The organism is Pseudomonas sp. NBRC 111139 (genome assembly GCF_001753955.1).
GTDB lineage: Bacteria > Pseudomonadota > Gammaproteobacteria > Pseudomonadales > Pseudomonadaceae > Aquipseudomonas > Aquipseudomonas alloputida.
The window spans coordinates 1-14924 of the sequence record NZ_BCBP01000103.1 but is presented as its reverse complement, the minus strand read 5'-3'; the positions used below and the strand labels follow the sequence as shown (position 1 = coordinate 14924).

Genomic DNA, 14924 nt, shown 5'->3' with positions numbered 1-14924 from the left:
CCAGCAAGGAAGAGCTGCAATCCATCAACGAAGAACTGCTGACGGTCAACTACGAGCTCAAGACCAAGGTCGATGAAACCGACAAGATCAACGACTACCTGAGCAACCTGATCGCCTCCACCCAGATCGCCACCGTGTTTGTCGACCGCAACTTGCACATTCGCTGGTTCACCCCTGGGGCCACCGCCATTTTCAGCATACTGCCGGTCGACACCGGCCGCTCGCTGCTCGACATCACCCATCGTCTGGAATACCCAGGCCTGGCGGACGATGCGCGCGCCGTGATCGAACGCGAAACCACGATCGAGCGTGAAGTGATCGGCCAGGACCAGCATTGGTACCTGGCGCGCCTGCTACCGTACCGGGCCAGCGAGCAGAATGTCGATGGCACCGTGCTGACGTTTATCGACATCACCAAGAGTCGCGCAGCCGAAGAACGCTTGCGTCAAGGCGAGGAGCGCATGCGCCTGGTCGCAGAGAGCACCCATGACTTCGCCATCATCCTGCTTGACGAACAAGGCCTGATCATCGACTGGAACACGGGCGCTGCGCTGATCTTCGGCTACGCCAAGGATGAAGTGCTGGGCATTCACTATGCGCTGATTTTCACCGAGCAGGACCGCGAAAACGGCGAGCCGGAACGCGAATTGCGCGCTGCCCGCCTGCATGGCCGCGGCCAGGACGAACGCTGGCATGTGCGCAAGGACGGCAGCCGCTTTTATTGCAGTGGTGAAGTTTCACGCCTCAAGGGCAGCAGCCTGCGCGGTTACGTGAAGATCGCCCGTGATCTGACCGGCCACAAGCGCCTGCAGGACGAACAAAGCAAGCGCCTGGCCGAGTCACAAAGCTCCAGCCACATGAAGGATGAGTTCTTCGCGGTGATGTCCCACGAGCTCAAGCACCCGTTGAACCTGATTCAGCTCAATGCCGATATCTTGCGACGTATACCATCGGTCACAAGTACCGGCATGGCGAGCAAAGCGGTCAACGTCATTCGCGAAGCGGTCACCAGCCAGGCGCGGATCATCGATGACTTGCTCGATGTAGCGCGCATCCGCACGGGCAAACTCAAACTGAAGACCCAGCCGGTCGATTTGTGCGCCGTGCTGCAGGGTATCTGCTCCGTAGCCTGCAATGAGCAGCGCGGCCGAAGTGTTCGGCTGACGCTGCCGGCCGATGGCGAACCGGTCTATGTGGAGGCCGACAGCACCCGTGTCGAGCAGATCATCTGGAACCTGCTGAACAACGCACTGAAGTTCAGCCCTGCCGATGGCGAAATTCTGTTGAGACTTGCTCGACAGGATGAGCAGGCGCGACTTGAAGTCATCGATCAGGGCATAGGCCTCGCCCAAAACTCCCTGGAAGATATTTTTGAGCTGTTCAACCAGGCTGCACCCACCGGCCATGGGCGAGAGGGGCTAGGTATTGGCCTTTCCCTGGTTCGTCAATTGGTAGAAGCCCATGGCGGAGCGGTAAGCGTGGAGTCTCCCGGAATAGGCCAGGGTTGTACGTTCATCATTACCCTGCCTTTGTGCGTGTATACCCAGCAACCCCAGGCTCAGGGCGAAGTGCTGCCCTCAGAAGGTCGCCTGAAAGGGGTTCGCATCCTGCTGGTGGATGACTCGGTCGATGTGCTGGAAGTGATGGAACAATTGCTGTTGATGGAAGATGCCGACGTCGATGCGTACAGCGACCCGAAACTGGCGCTGCAGTCGGCGGCAGATGCGCGTTACGACGTGATCATTTCCGACATCGGCATGCCTGGCATGGATGGCCATGCTCTGATCCGGGCGCTGCGCGGCCTGGAGCATCTGCGCTACATCCCTGCCATTGCGTTGACTGGCTATGGGGCAAGCGCGGACCAACACAAGTCTCGCCAGTCCGGTTTTGACCGCCACTTGAACAAGCCGGTGGGTTATGACGACTTGATTGACGCGATCGAGCGCCTGAATGGCTCAGCGTCGGTTTGAATAGGAGAAGATGGGCTTTACCGGGGGCGACTCACGCCCCTCAGTGCTTCCTGCCCTCCTCCTTCTGTTTTTCTTCGTCCTGCCCTTCAACCTTGTCCACCAGCAAAGGCATCGTTCCCAGCACCAACAGCGCCAGCACCGTGCTGACCAGCGCCGTGGCTTCGCGTCCCATCCCCGCTGCCGTACCGATGGCAGCCGTCATCCATAACCCGGCAGCTGTGGTAAGGCCTTTGACATGACTGGTGTCCTGGCCATTGCCTTTGAGAATGGTGCCCGCGCCCAGAAATCCGATACCGGCAACGATGCCCTGAATCACCCGGCTGAGCGCCTGCGCATCGGCACCTGCCGTGCTCGGTGCCAGTACGAACAGCGCCGCGCCGAGCGAAACCAGCATGTGCGTGCGCACCCCGGCAGATTTGCCCTTGTGCTCGCGCTCGAAACCCAGCACCGCGCCTAGTACGGCAGCCATCACGAGGCGTACAAGAATCCGCACGACCTCACGCACATCGCCGATATCGGCGAATTCGGCCTGGATTGTTTGCCAGATCAGATCCATGGATGGGGTCCGTGCCGTTTACACGTTCGGCCTCTGCTGGCGCTTTTTACGATCTCGATGGGCATGGCCGGGTCTTCCGGAGGCAGTTACAGAGTGTGACTGCGAGCACTGCACGTTTGCTGCATCGAACGCTCAAGTGGTCGCCTTGCAGTATTCGTGGGCAAACCTCTTGTTCGTCTCTGCAATTGACGGTCAGCATCAAGTTTCGCAGGTCGCCGTAGATATTCTCAGCGCGTGCTGTGCTGTCGGTAAGGCGTTCAGACCGAATTGACGGCCAGTCGCAGCCGCTTCAGTCGACTCCATGTCCCACCACTGGTCGCAAATAGCGAACGGCTGGTTATGCTGACCACTCTCCTATTCTGAGCGCCGCAGAACGCATCCAGGCTGTCGTAGCTTAGTGTCCTATTCCGTCGCTCGCTGTCCCGCCCGCTTCTCGTACGAGCCTTACTAAATGCTCGAGGGATATCGCGCGGTTATAAAATGTGAGATGACGCCGACATTCCCGCCGGCGTCACTCGAGCAGCCTTGAACAAAGAGTCGAGAGGCTCTACTGCCTGTGGCCGCTGGCCAGGAGCGTACTATGAATTTCGAAGAGCGCGACAAGTACGGTATGTACAAGGGACGGACCGATTTCACTGCCGAGGGAGACCGCGGCCCGGGGCCGCGGCTGATGGGCGCGGATACCCTCATCGGCAACGACGTGTATAACACGCAAGACGAAGACTTGGGCGACATCAAGGAAATCATGCTGGACACCGCCAGCGGCAAGGTTGCGTACGCTGTACTGTCGTTTGGCGGTTTCCTGGGGATGGGTGAAAAGCTGTTCGCCGTGCCGTGGGCTGCTTTGCGCCTGGACACGGTGAACAAGCGCTTCGTCCTTGATGCCGACAAGGACCGCCTGAAGAACGCCCCAGGCTTCGATAAGGACAACTGGCCAAACATGAGCGATCCGACTTGGGGCAGAGGTATCCACGACTACTACGGCACCACGTGGGAAAGCGATCCCCGGCTGTGATGGGCCCTGCTTGGCCGGGCTTCCGGCCAAGCTTATCCTGACCAACAGGGTCGTGGCAGGCGGATTTGGGTCGATAGCAGCCGTGTGGAAAAATTTCCATACGGACGAGGCACTGTCCTGCTTTCGACCACACCGCCATGGAGTTACACTGAAATCCAAGCTGCACCATCTCGACAGCTGTCAGAAATCGCCATTCTCGATCGTGCATCCTGCTGGGGGTATCGCGGGTATTTTTGGGGGTACATTTCTGCTTTTTGAAGCCAGAAATGCCGTTCCAGAGGCCTTTCCAAATGTTCTTCGGGGACTCTGAGAGTCTCTAGGGACTTCACGCATGCTTGTTAGCTAATCATTTCTGGCTTTTTCTAGCTTCGAATAGCCATTTACTTCCAGCTAATTGCTAAATCTGGGGCATATTTGAGGGCATGCTTTGGGTGGTTTGAAAAGGATGCCCCCAACCGAAGATACCCAGCGCTTTCGGTAATCTGCCGACCACGCTGTTCCTTTTGGGTGCCAAAACTGTCTTCGCGGTGATTTTTCGCTTTCCAGAGTGCTCCCGAGCGTAAGACCCCCGCTTAAGCTCACCACCTTAGAAAACCAGGCCCCCCCCAACAGACGTGGCGCGGAGGATTATCGCGCTGACCAACAGCCAGACATTGGGGTAGTGCGAAACTAGCTCCCCCTTGCGGGAGAACAGGTGAGCCCATCCAGTTCATGTCCTTCAAGTTCCCTGATCCTTAGCACCTGGGACTTCTCTTGGTTGCGCTACAGCGCAATACTGCTGGCCATCTGTTTTGAGCCAATGGAAGCGCTTGCCTGTGACCACGATGATCAATGCTGAAGCCGACGCGGGCCGGGTGGCGGCCGATCGAATTTCCGAGGATTGGGACAACCGCGCCTGGGTGCCCCAGTCCCCAACCGCTGAATGGGCGCAGGCGGCGATTCAACGCTTGAGCGAGCTCTTTGCTGGACAGCGACGGATGTTCAAAGCGAGCCTGGAAGGCGCAGAAAGAGGAGCTAGATCGCTCAGTCCCCGGCCCTTTCAGGGTTTGGTGGAATGCCTGCAGAACGCTGACGATCTCAACGCCACGTGCCTACACATCGTTTATCGCGCCCTACCCACTCGAGAGCTTTTGATTGTCCATGACGGTACACCCGTCACGCTGGCCAACGTCGCGGCAATGCTCTTGCCCTGGCTGTCGACAAAGAAAGACGACGCCGATGCAGCTGGCCGTTTTGGCATCGGGCAAAGGACACTCGGATCACTGGGCGGCCCGATTTCTGTCCATGCCCATCCTTTTCATTTTGCAATCAACAGCACCGGACCACAGGCAGTGGCGCCCTACCCAGATGTGCTCGGCGTGTACCAGTCAAGTCGGCGTGACACACTGCTTGCGATCCCACTATTCGAATCCGTGACAGCTGAGAGAGTCGCAGATGCGGTGCAGCAACTGAACGTCGACGCTTTGCTGTTCCTGCGTAGCATTCGGACCCTCCAATTTCATCACCTGGAAGACACTTCTCAAGACCTGTCCTTTTCAATAGAGGTGACACCTCGGCCCGGGCGAACAATCAGTTTCGACGGTACTCCTGCTTCGGTGGAAATCGTGGATGTAGCCCTCCTCCGGCCAGGCAGTGGGCCACTGGTGTACCGCCGCTACTCAACTCATCGTCCGATTCGCAGCGTGACAGCCCGCGCGAACAAAGCGACTGGTGCGACAACGCCGATCGGGATTTGCGTGCCACTGCAGCCACCGAAGGATTCACTGCCTCTCTACGACCGAATGCCGCTGCCCGTTCAAACAGGCCTGTCCATCGGACTGAATGCCCAGTTTGATCCCGACGCTGCGCGATCCACCCTGCTCCCCAATGAGTGGAACACTGACCGTTTCAAGGATCTCGGACACTTGGTCAGTTGGGCAGCACTTGAGCACTTCAAGTCGGGAGACGTGGCCGGTTGGAACCATATCCCGCTCGCGTCCGAGGTCAAGGACCCCGAAAGTTGGATCTCTGCCAGGGTCATTCAAGACGTAGTGGAAGCTAGCCATGCGACCCTCATCGCCACCCTTGCTGTCTTAACGCACGAGGGCTCCACACCGGTTCACGCACTGGTCTACGAAAGTGCAGAGCTCGAGCAACTGCTCGACGAACATGACGTGGAGATTCTTTGCGATGGCAAAATCGCATTACCCCGCACACAGCGCGACGGCCCGGGGAGATGGCGTCCTGTCCTCGAGGAGTTGGGATGCTCGACTGTTGTTGATGTAGCAGACGCCCTGGACATCCTCGATGTCGAGATCTCAAGGCCGGCTGACTGGTACGTGCGCTTCGCAGGAATCGCCGAACAGCATCACCTGGTCAAAGAGTTCACATCCAGGAAGAGCCTGCTTCTCGTTGACGGTACAACCACAGCGCTGCCGGCGACCGCGGATCAATGGGTTTTGGTTAAGTCCACCTCGCCGAGCTCGTTAGCTGCTCGGCTCGGCCTCACGCGCCAGCTTCACCCGGCATATTTCGCTGAAAGCTCCGATGTTGACGCTTTTCTAGCCGCCCTTCAAAAGCGGCATGTACTTTTCGATCGCCAAGACGCGCCTACCGATGTGTTCCAGATCATCAAGCGTGGGTCCTTTGACCAAGACGCCGATTCCACAGCCATCAGGCTCCATGATCCGGAACTGCTCGCGCTGCGTGATGCCTGGGCTGAATTGCCACGCGATCAGCGTGAGGCGATTGGGCTAAGGGTTGGCCAGCGTATCGAGTTGAGAGCGTTCTGGTACCTGCCGGGTGGGACGCGTGAGACGGGGTGGTGTCGCCCGACCGCGCTGTATATGTCTGCAGCAATTGACCGTGATACGGATAGCTTCGCAAAAGCCGCCGGGAAAACGCCTAGCCTAAATTGGGTCGATAGCGCGTACGCGAAGACTCTGAAACTTAGCGCGAGCCGGACCTCTCAAGGTGCCCGAAGTCTGCTCTTAGCCTGGGGCGTGGCACGCGAGCCGCGGCTGATACCGCCGCGTGACGAGGTCCAGCTATGGTCGCGAGACACGAGGCCAGCCAGCCCGGTTAAGAGTGGCATGAGAACCCCAGAGCACTTGGAGAGCATAAAGGCGGCTGGAGCGTATGACTATCTGCTCAATGATCACTGGTCCCCTGACGCAGACGCCGTCGCTGAGGATATCGCGCGCTCCCCAGCAAAACTAGGGCGCGTCCGCGGCGAGGCACTCCTTGTGGTGCTGAATCGGGAATGGAGGCGATATGCAGAAGCCGCTCTTGCATTGCCAGTGAAGGGTTTTAACGGGCACTGGCATCCAGGGTCCGAAGTTCGAGCAACCTGGCTAGCTCGCCTCGCTGCTGTGAAATGGTTACCTGACGCCGGAAACAGCTTGCAGCGCCCGTCCAGTCTACGTCTGCAACCACCAGGTACCTCAACTAAACCAAGTGAACGATCCATCACCCTCGGCAAGGTGGACGCGCAGATCTACAGATCAGGTGTCTTGGCTGCACTTGCAGTTCGCGCCGGCCCAACCCAACAGGAGTTGGTGCAACAACTCAGGGCACTGCGTAGTGAACAGGTGACACCTACGGTTGTTACTGATGCGCTGGCGATCTATCAGCTGCTCGCCGCCTCACTCCGGAATCGGAAAGAGGCCTCGCCGGAGGGCCGTATGACCCCTGCCAGCCTCAAAAATGCGTTTCGGGCGGGCATGAGAGAGCAAGGCCTATTGCTCGTCGACGGTCAGTGGCATTCGCCAGAAACCTTGCTCCGCGGCCCCGCAATTTTTGGCAGTCATCGGAAGTTCGCGCCCCACGTTGAGGGCCTCGAATCCTTGTGGACTGAGCTCGGTGTTCCATTGCCCTCGGTGAATGATGCCATAGCTGTCCTCAGAGAAATTTCAGCATCATCGGCACCGCCCTCACCTGAAGATAAAGGGGTGATGATCCGTGCTTTCACTCTGCTCGCCAACGGTATCGCCAGCCTTTCGACTCAAATGCGCACGACCCTGCGCCGCCTCCCGCTTTGGACAGGCACGGCATGGACCAGAGATCGCCCCGTATACGCTCTAGAGGGCGAATCGCTGCAAGACGTCGCCCCGGAGACGATCAACGTGTGGCGCCTCGGGTTGAGCACCTTTGACCCTATCAGGCCGGCTCTTGACGCCCTGAACATCGTGCATCTCAGCCTGGCTGACTTCCATGCAGAGTCCCGCCCGGCGCGCGGTCGAGCCGAAGGTGACTGCATCAGGCCTGTCTTTGCTAAAGCTGTCGCGCTCCTCAAACAGGAGTTCGTGCGTTCAGATCAAGTGCTGGTAGATAGCCTCAGTGTTAGCTGGGAAAGCCTTGCTGCAGCACCTGTGGTCATCAACCCCGACCTGACAATCGTCGCGAGTATCGACGGCGGCCAGCTCCGACTGCCGGCCAGGGCCCACATAAATCGTGAACCGCTTTATCTTGTTTTGAGCTCTTCAGATGAAGCCGCTACTGATCGGGGTGCCGGTCAGGCGATTGCGTCTCTGTTCCAGGGTGATCTCAAGAAGATCTCATGGGCTTGGGCCGCAGTGTGGCCTAGGGCGGTGTACGGTGAGCAAGCCCAGGGGCCGGTTCTCCGCTCGACAAGGGCTGAGCAGGCTGATGATCCGAACCGCCTAGAAAAACTTGCTGAGCAGGTTGGGAAACGCTCTGCCATCAAGAGGACACCAGGCAAAGCTGGTGCGCCGGCAGCAGGCAGCGGCACACCACCACCGGCTCAGGTTCGCAAGTTGAAGGATCTCACCAACCTGCAGCCCTCAACGGGGACGATTGTTAACAAAGGAGCTCCGCCACGCGGGAATCTTGTATTTGCCAAGCCACGCGGCTCGAGCAAAGCACGCGAGTTTGACCCCTCCGCACCGGTACTGCCTGCGACTGTGTCTGCACAACGCTCAGTACTCCCACCCACTGACGAACGTGAGAGGCTGGCTCTCGAGGCGGTTATGCAAGCCTTGCGACTAGACCACGATCAGCTCAATGACCTGCGCAACAAAAGAGGTGTGGGTGTTGATGCGATTGATGAGTTGCGGCAATGCTTCGAAATTAAGATGGTCTCCGCAGCTGGCCTCCCCAATGAAGTCACCCTCACTGCCCGGGAGGTCGAAGCAGCACGAGAGGATCCTGATTTCTTCCTAGCGATCGTCACTGGCCTTGAAGACGGTGTAGGCAAGCTACAGGTCTTTTTTCTATTCGATCCGCTTAGCAAGCTATCGGTGCAGGTAGGTGGAGGACTGACCCTCACTGGCGTGCAAGACGCTGAAAAACTGAAGTTTGAGTTCAGCTAGGCAAAAGTGGTACCTGCCTTTGGGGTAACTCGGGGTCTGAGATCGTTAAACTGCCCCGAGCCGACGCATGCCTCGCACCGGCTCTGGGGTCTGGGCTCTGGGCTCTCGGTCAGTAGCGATCAGCCCGTCAACCTCAGCAGGGTGGAAACAATGGCTATCTATGTCAATTCGGAGGAAATTTTATGGCGCGGCAAGCTCTGGTGCCACCTAGTGGCGGACAGTCTCGATGAGCTGCATGCGTTTGCAGCTAGGCTCGGACTCCGCCGTACCTGGTTTCAGTCTTCGGGCTACCCACACTATGACGTCACCGTCGCAGTGCGTGCTCGAGCATTGAAGCTTGGGGCAATTGATGCAGATCGGGAAACCATTGTTGATCGCTGCAAGCGTTTGAAGATTGAACTGCGCCAGCAAAGCCAAACTCCCGCCGCACCTTAGGGCGGTGACACCCTGCTACACTCGGCAGCCTTGAATATTGGGAAGTCGCTATGAAATGGACTGCAGCAATACTTGCCGTTGCCCTCTCTCTTGGAGGGTGCGCCGGCAGCAAACAAACCTGGAAAGCGACGGCTACGACAGACGAGTTCACCGATAAAACGACCATGATGGTTACTACTGGTGACATCGGCAATTCGAGCTGGATTGTCACCAGGCCAGCACACTACTACCCGGTGATTCGCAAAGAAGGTGATGAGCTTTTCGTTGGAGTGATGTCTGGCGGCCGATTCAAGCTGCCGGTCGGTACCGTGCAACTGCGTATCGATCAGCACGAGGCCTGGACCATTACCCCGCAGGAGACGCCAGTGAGCCTTGCTCCGGCCGTAGCTCCGATCGGTGTGACTGTCACTGGCGAGCAAGCTGAAATCGTCAGGAATGCCCAGGAGCAGGCCATGAAGGCCGCGTCGCAGATGATGAGTCCTTACACGGTGGCCACCGGTGACAAAGCAAGGCAAATCATCCTGCAGCTTTTGACCGGGCAGAAGCTGCGGTACCGAATTGTGGGGATCAATCAAGCGGCCTCAACCACAGGCGAAGCCGTCATCGACGCCTCACTGTCTCAATCCCTTCGTACGATCGGGATCGATCCCGGTACCTTGTAACCACTGCGGATCTTGAAACCTGCAAATGTCAGGTTTCAAGATCCGCCACTGTGCACTCTGACCGCTGGCGCAGAGGGCTTAGCTGAACCTGAAAAACTCTGGGTATACCAGGTTCAGGTACGACTTGCAGAAGTCCGTGATGAAGGAATGCCCTTCCTCGAGAGTCATCGGTTTGACGGGATTCTCTTTGCCTTGCGGCATCATTCCATGCCGGGCATCAATGCCCACTACCTCGTAATTATTGGCGTTGTTCGTAAAGCGCGACTTTTTTGCCCTCTCCACAGGTACGCTGGTGCCCTTATTCTTCCTGGCCAGGGTCTCCATTGTTTCCAGCACTTTGTAGTAAATCGCCCAGCTCCCGGGCTCCGAGAAGTACTTGAGCATGATGCGGATGTCTTCCTTTTCGGTCGCGAGGACCAAAAGCGCCAGGCGCGGGCATGACTGCAACGCATCAGTCATGTGCTGCTGCCATTTGCGGTGCGACATCGACGCGGGCCGCCCTATCAGCTTCACGACCTTAGCCTTCGGCCGGAAGGTGATCGGGACATCCTTGTACCGGATTTCGTGCACAGACTGTTTCCACGCACCGAGGCTGAAAAATTCGGTGGTGCTGTTGAAAATCTCCACGAGCTCGTGCGTCAACTGCCAGATGACCTCTTCATTGCGCGCCGCCTCAAAGTACAGCGTATTGAAGAAGTACCGGTCGCTCGGGCAGTCATTCCAATCATCGACGCCACCCCAAACCCGGAAGTAGTCCGACCGGCCTGGCGCGATCGAGAGGTTTCCGAGGTCCATGTGGTCACCTTTTAGCTCCACCGACCAATCCGCCTGGTTGTAGGTGGGCTCGGTTTGAGTCAGGCGGAGTGCATCAGGCTCGACACACTCGTGTTCTTGGGCGCTGCCGTCGGGGATATCGATTTGAGGTTCAGTCATCATGTCACCAGGTGCAGCTCTGTGCTGGATAGGTCAGGACGCTGGCGCTGACCTGCCGCTGATTAGAGGGGCCAGGCCGGCGCACGGACCAAGGGCGCCGGAGTATATCTAGTATCCGACGCATCGACACACCGCCCGGTCCAAGGACGGTGATGACCGCCATTTCGCATGACCGGTTTTCGACTCCCTGTTCGAAGAATAAGGGATGCCCCCAGCGCATATAGTCGAGTTCGGTAATTCTCTACAAGCTGGCTCACAAGCGATCGCGCCATTTTTCGGCCACTTACTCGGCAGCAAGCTAGGCACCGTGCCGCGTCAACCACCGGAGCATTTCATGGTCATTACGCCCCAGATCCTGATTGGATCCCGAGCGGACTGATGGCTGAGATAATCACCGCACAGTCAGAGCAGCACGACCCGACAGTCGACGCCATCCGCAATCGGAGTCACCTAACGACCGCTCAACCCCAGACCGCCATATCATCAGGGCGCAATAAACCAGCGTCGGTGAGATGGCGCTTGAGGATGACCAAGGACGGCGCGCAGTCAGGCTGGGCGAGGAACTCGTTGCCCAACGCGGACATGTACAAGCGCAGCCAATTACGCACGGGCACCCTGGGCAGAAACGCAGCCAATTCGGCACGGTTGTCGCTGGCAAACACCAAGCGCAAGGTGCGTAGGATAGGCTGGTAATCCGGCGTTGACAGCAGCGCAGCAAGGGTGTCGTCGAGCCGGTGGGTGATCACGACTCTGTTCAGTCGCTCCTCGACCTTGGCGTCGGCTAGCGCCACCCGTGGGTCAATGGCCACCGGGTAAATCGACTGAAACGACTTCGCGCCGCTGAGCATGGACTCGTAAAGCACTTTGTCTGCAGTCGAGCCCGTGACCAATACATCGTCGCCAAAGATCACGTGCACCCCACTCCAGCGCATTGAGCCATCTGATCATGGAGGCTGTGCCTGCCGCCCCGGGCAGTGATGAGTTCCGCCAAGACAACACGCGGGGCACCGCCTACCGACATTGACGGCGGGCAACAATCGGCAGGTGCTTTCGGCTGTTCTTTCGCACGGCCGATCTAGAACGCCAGATACTAGGCTCGCCGCATATGGCCGGGGGGCACATCATGGCGCTGGCCTGCAACCTGCCCTGGACAGCCATGGAAACCATAGATGCCTTCCTCGCAGAGCAAGCCCACTACGCCGCACGCCACCCTGTACAGCTGGCACCGGGAGCCGTTGCCTTGCTCGCCCGGCTCAAAGAAACAGGCGCTCGTATCACCGCATATGGGGGAAGCCCCAAGGCAGCGATCTTCGACCGCTACCTGGCGCCGGTAAGTGAGTACTTCGATGCCGACCTGCCTTACATCGACATGGGCCACGCACGCCCGGGCATGGCTGAAATCCACCGTCAAACAGCTACCGGTGCCGGCGAGCTGGTATTCATCGATGACCTGAACCGGGTCGCCCAAGTGAGCAAAACGCTCGGTTGTGGCTTTATCGGCAAACCCGCAACCCTGTACCAGAAACAGCAGATGCAGGCATCGGGTGTGCGGTTCATCTGCAAGGATCTGGACGAGATCGACCAGACACTCTTGCAAGCGCTGGACCAATCCATGCGACTAGAGCACCACTAGCCCGCATCGCACTCACGCTCAACTCACTGCCAAGCCAAGCACCGCCTGCATGGAATATACCCCGGCAGGCTGATGCCAAGCCCAGCGTGCCGCCCGCAGCGCCCCTCGGGTGAATACCTGCCGATCTAGTGCCTGGTGGCTAAGGGTAAATACTTCTCCTTCGCCCGCAAAGATGAGTGAGTGATCCCCCACCACTGAGCCCCCCCGAAGGGTGGCGAAACCAATGGTGCCCACTTCACGGGGGCCGGTCAGCCCATCCCGCACGCGCACCGCCTGGCTGCCTAGGTCCACCTGCCGGCCCTTGGCGACCGCTTCCCCCATCATCAACGCCGTGCCGGACGGTGCATCTACCTTATGACGGTGATGCATTTCCAGCACCTCAGCATCCCAATCCTCCGCAGGTAGCACTCGACCGGCAATTTCAGCGAGGACACTGAGCAACTGCACCCCTACGCTCATGTTGCCAGACTTGACAATGCGCGCCCCTTGGCTGCCAGCAATCGCCGCTTCCTGCTCGGGGTTGAAACCAGTCGTACCAATAATGTGAACCAACCCTCGGGCCGAGGTGTACTCCAAGCATTGCAACGTGACTTCGGGCTGGGTGAAATCAAGCACGCCATCAGCCCCGTCGAGCGATCGCAACATATCGTCAGTGAAATGCACCCCAGTCGGGTCACTCCCCACCACTTCAGCGCAGTCCTTGCCAACCAAGCTGGAACCAGGCCGTACCACCGCAGCATGCAGGCACGCACCCTGGGCATGAAGCAAGCTTCGCACCAGTCTCTGACCCATGCGCCCCGACGCGCCCAATACCACCAGTCTTATTGGTCTATCCATAGGTATCAAAACGTCTCCTTTAAAAAAAGCGGCCGCCGTCATGCTTACGGCAACCGCGATAACGCCGCGAATTGAAAGCTGCCGGCCACGTTGGTATTGAGAATCTGTTCCACGGTTGCCAGTGCCGGCTGTAACTTTGAAAACACTGTTCACGCGGCAAGATCGAACGGTGACAACGTAGAGGGTTGTGCGCAAACGCCTGGCAGGCACTTTCACGCTATGAATGCCATTGAGCCGGGCCCACCTGATCCAGCAACAGCCGCACGCACTCGACCCTCTGTATAGACAGCGGTTCGAGTAAGCCCATCGCTGTTTCCGAAAGAGCCATGGTGACCTCCTGAACCTGCCAGAAGCCAAATGCTCATCTGTCCACGATCCCGCTCCATCGAAAAACCGAACTGGGGTCTATCCCATTCTGGTCTCAAATCTGGCCTTGAATGACTTTCCCGGCAATCCGTGAAGAACCCAAAAAAAACGGTCTGCACGACCGGTATGAGGTACGAGACCTCTAAACGCACACCCTCAACGGAACCTGTGCGGCCGGCTCATCTCGCGCCGGTAAGGCTTCATAGACGCTTTAGCTGTAGGTCGGCATGCCCCCAGCGCGATCGCGACCCCTCAGCCACGCTTATGTCGCCCTCAACGCCAACAGTACCCTCGCCGTCTTTCTGGAGGCGCAAGCCCTTCAAGCCGGTTGGCGCTTGCAAGTGCGAGTGCTGGCTCAACGCACATTGCGTTTCTGCGCCCCCTCATTCAACGGTTTGCCGGGCTCCAGCCGAGCGCTGCTGGACTGTTTGTCTCTACCGCTAACCGGCAAGGCTTGACTCTACCGTAAGGGGCAGACTTTACCCTTGGCACTTCATTACCTGGAGTTTGTCATGAAGCGCAAACGCATGCTCGTAATCCTCGGCCACCCTTCGAACGACAGCTTTTGCGGCGCTGTGTCCGAACGTTATATCGAGGCTGCCACGCAAGCAGGCCATGAGGTGCGCCTGCTGCGCCTGGATACCCTGGATTTCGATCCGGTCTTGCACGATGGCTATAACCAGATCCAGTTGCTTGAGCCCGATCTGATCAACGCACAGAACGACATTACCTGGGCCGAACACCTGACATTGGTGTACCCGATCTGGTGGGGCGGCATTCCGGCGTTGCTCAAGGGGTTCTTCGACCGCGTGTTTCTGCCCGGTTTTGCCTTCAAGTACCGCAAGGGCTCGCCTTTCCCGGATAAGCTGCTCAAGGGCCGCACGGCTCACCTTCTGGTGACCATGGACACGCCGCCGTGGTACTACCGATGGGTGTATCGCATGCCGGGCCTGCACCAAATGCGCAAGACCACCCTGGAGTTCTGCGGCATAAAACCTCTGAAAACCCTGACCTTCGGTCCGGTATTGGGCTCCAAGCCGGAACAGCGTGAAGCCTGGCTCAAACAAGTCCAGGCCGTCGCCAGCCGCTGATCGGCCCCGGTCGGGCCGTGCCCCTGCGCTGCCCAGCCGAGCCACCCTGCTGTGACGCCTTGTTCAGCTTGGCTTCCCACCCCCTGACGCTTGTGCAAAAATGTCGCGCGCCTGTAC

The 14924-nt window shown here is 58.5% G+C and carries 10 protein-coding genes and 1 pseudogene; 7 read left to right on the top strand and 4 right to left on the bottom strand.

The features are described 5' to 3' along the window. The coding region (locus BJQ17_RS28065) for a PAS domain-containing protein (protein WP_139139831.1) at positions 1-1970 on the top strand (1970 nt) is incomplete at its 5' end. 40 nt (positions 1971-2010) lie between these two features. Here BJQ17_RS28065 and BJQ17_RS28060 read toward each other — a convergent pair. After that, a complete protein-coding gene (locus tag BJQ17_RS28060; RefSeq protein WP_060492525.1) occupies positions 2011-2526 on the bottom strand; it encodes an MgtC/SapB family protein in 516 nt (171 codons plus the stop codon). 580 nt (positions 2527-3106) lie between these two features. Here BJQ17_RS28060 and BJQ17_RS28055 point away from each other — a divergent pair. The 4 genes from BJQ17_RS28055 (at position 3107) to BJQ17_RS28040 (ending at position 9947) form a co-directional block, all read left to right on the top strand. Beyond that, positions 3107-3541 (top strand): PRC-barrel domain-containing protein, encoded by a 435-nt coding sequence (locus BJQ17_RS28055; RefSeq protein ID WP_060492524.1) that lies wholly within the window; start codon positions 3107-3109, stop codon positions 3539-3541. An 824-nt stretch (positions 3542-4365) separates the two neighbouring features. Next, positions 4366-8850 carry a sacsin N-terminal ATP-binding-like domain-containing protein gene (locus BJQ17_RS28050; protein ID WP_070096932.1) on the top strand — a complete coding sequence of 1495 codons (4485 nt, stop codon included), beginning with the start codon at positions 4366-4368 and terminating at the stop codon, positions 8848-8850. A 150-nt stretch (positions 8851-9000) separates the two neighbouring features. Next, on the top strand, positions 9001-9285 hold the full coding sequence (locus BJQ17_RS28045; protein ID WP_070096931.1) for a DUF4031 domain-containing protein: 285 nt from the start codon (positions 9001-9003) through the stop codon (positions 9283-9285). Between the two features lie 50 nt (positions 9286-9335). Further along, complete coding sequence (locus tag BJQ17_RS28040) at positions 9336-9947, top strand: hypothetical protein (protein ID WP_070096930.1); 612 nt, start codon at positions 9336-9338, stop codon at positions 9945-9947. Between the two features lie 78 nt (positions 9948-10025). Here the strand turns inward: BJQ17_RS28040 and BJQ17_RS28035 are convergent, their stop codons facing one another. Together BJQ17_RS28035 and BJQ17_RS28030 are read right to left on the bottom strand one after the other, a co-directional pair. Further along, positions 10026-10880: a hypothetical protein gene (locus BJQ17_RS28035; RefSeq protein WP_070096929.1), complete on the bottom strand. Its 855-nt coding sequence runs from the start codon at positions 10878-10880 to the stop codon at positions 10026-10028. A 461-nt stretch (positions 10881-11341) separates the two neighbouring features. Next, positions 11342-11809: pseudogene (locus BJQ17_RS28030) on the bottom strand (hypothetical protein); the annotation flags it as partial. A 194-nt stretch (positions 11810-12003) separates the two neighbouring features. On the opposite strand from BJQ17_RS28030, the gene BJQ17_RS28025 reads away from it, so the two are divergent. Next, entirely contained in the window at positions 12004-12513 is a 510-nt protein-coding gene (locus BJQ17_RS28025; protein WP_175442764.1) for a hypothetical protein, read from the top strand. An 18-nt stretch (positions 12514-12531) separates the two neighbouring features. Here the strand turns inward: BJQ17_RS28025 and dapB are convergent, their stop codons facing one another. Further along, positions 12532-13566 carry a 4-hydroxy-tetrahydrodipicolinate reductase gene (gene dapB / locus BJQ17_RS28020; protein WP_256560019.1) on the bottom strand — a complete coding sequence of 345 codons (1035 nt, stop codon included), beginning with the start codon at positions 13564-13566 and terminating at the stop codon, positions 12532-12534. A 662-nt stretch (positions 13567-14228) separates the two neighbouring features. On the opposite strand from dapB, the gene BJQ17_RS28015 reads away from it, so the two are divergent. Continuing rightward, positions 14229-14807 carry an NAD(P)H-dependent oxidoreductase gene (locus tag BJQ17_RS28015; RefSeq protein WP_070096928.1) on the top strand — a complete coding sequence of 193 codons (579 nt, stop codon included), beginning with the start codon at positions 14229-14231 and terminating at the stop codon, positions 14805-14807. Positions 14808-14924 lie beyond the last annotated feature (117 nt).